The organism is Dehalobacter sp. (assembly GCA_023667845.1).
Taxonomy (GTDB): Bacteria; Bacillota; Desulfitobacteriia; order Desulfitobacteriales; family Syntrophobotulaceae; genus Dehalobacter.
In genome coordinates this window covers 1-1,516 of record JAMPIU010000033.1, presented here as the reverse complement: position 1 = coordinate 1,516, position 1,516 = coordinate 1, and the positions used below count along the sequence as shown (strand labels likewise).

Genomic DNA, 1,516 nt, shown 5'->3' with positions numbered 1-1,516 from the left:
TTAATAATTTTTGGTGCTATCTTTGTTGTAGGGCTAATAATACTAATGAACAGCATAGAGTTAGGTAATCATGAAATATCTAATATTATGAAGGCTAATGGAGGTAGTATGGATACCAATAAATATCTGATATATTTAGAACAATCTATTATAAAATACAGATTTGTGGGTTCAATAATATCAATAATGGGTGGACTCGGTGTTCTAACAACTACATACACAAAATATTCCTGATGAAAATGTTATGGCGTGTGAATTAGTTCCATGTGCATTGTGTGGAATCAGCGGAACAGCTGAATGTTGTTGAACCTTATATCTAAATGATATGATAACTGTATGGAGTCTACTAATACGCACATCGAGTACAGGGTAACAAACGACAATAATAATCAAAAGGTCTCACAGATACTCAGGACCAATCTGAAATTATCCCGTGGTGAAATGCGAAGGATTAAACGCTGTGCCGGACTTATGGTGAACGGGCAAACAGTTCGTTTGAATTCGCTGGTGAAAGAAGGCGATTTAATACGGGTAAATCTTCAGGATGCTGATGATCAGCCTGTAATACCCCAGGATATACCCCTGGATATTGTCTTTGAGGATGAACACATCCTGGTAGTGAACAAACCACCTGATATGCTGGTACACCCGCTTTCATATCATGTTCTGAATACCCTGGCTAACGGCGTTATTTACCATTGGCAGCAGCAGGGGCATAACAACAAATTCAGAGCGGTCAGCCGGTTGGATAAAGATACTTCCGGAGTTATCTTAATCGCCAAAAGCAGTTACATCTGTCATCAACTTTCCGGGCAAATGAAAAACAGCATGTGCCGGAGGGAATACCTGGCGGTGGTGCATAACAGAATAACTATGGATTCTGGTATAATTGATTTTCCTATCGGTCGACCCGATGATAACTCCCTTGTCTTTGGAGTAACACCTCAAGGTAAAGAAGCGACCACTCATTTTACCGTAATTCAGCGTTTCGCCGGCGGCAGTCTGGTCAAATTGCGGTTAGAAACAGGGCGCACCCACCAAATAAGAGTTCACATGAAACATTTCGGCCATCCCTTAATGGGAGATGATCTATACGGGGGTAGTTTAGATCTGATACAACGTCAGGCTTTACATAGTTGGCGCCTGGAGTTCAACCATCCTGTCACAAAGGAACACATACAACTGGAGGCCCCTCTGCCAGCCGATATGACATCTTTAATTCAAAAGTTAAAAAACAATTATCCTGATTAGCTCACGTTCCCGCCGGCTCAAACCCGGTCTTTTTCTTCTACTCCCCCCAGGGCTTTGGCCTGCCTGGTTTTCCGGCACTCGGGGCACCAGGACAGCCACTCCGGCGCCTCCTGTCCGGGCTCGCCGCCAGTCAGCTTTTCACTTGTTTTTCTCAATAACCGCTCGGGGGCAAAGGGCCTCCCGCACAGGGCGCAATTGGCCATTTTTATATTAACCGCCAAGGTTAAATCCTCCTTTTGGCCGGCAGTCGGCCAAAAAATATTTC

At 43.9% G+C, this 1,516-nt stretch carries 3 protein-coding genes; 2 read left to right on the top strand and 1 reads right to left on the bottom strand.

All coding sequences use genetic code 11. The annotated features are described in order from the left end of the window. Positions 1–3 precede the first annotated feature (3 nt). Both NC238_01460 and NC238_01455 read left to right on the top strand, forming a co-directional pair. Positions 4–234 (top strand): hypothetical protein, encoded by a 231-nt coding sequence (locus NC238_01460; GenBank protein MCM1564622.1) that lies wholly within the window; start codon positions 4–6, stop codon positions 232–234. 102 nt (positions 235–336) lie between these two features. Beyond that, positions 337–1,251, top strand: coding sequence for an RluA family pseudouridine synthase (locus NC238_01455; protein MCM1564621.1), 915 nt, complete (start codon positions 337–339; stop codon positions 1,249–1,251). Positions 1,252–1,268: 17 nt separating this feature from the next. Here the strand turns inward: NC238_01455 and NC238_01450 are convergent. After that, positions 1,269–1,516, bottom strand: a 248-nt coding sequence (locus tag NC238_01450) for a hypothetical protein (GenBank protein ID MCM1564620.1), incomplete at its 5' end; no start/stop codon positions are given.

Excerpts from the sequence above, each read along its gene's own strand:
- NC238_01455 (MCM1564621.1), top strand. The coding sequence starts at position 337 with ATGGAGTCTACTAATACGCACATCGAGTACAGGGTAACAAACGACAAT.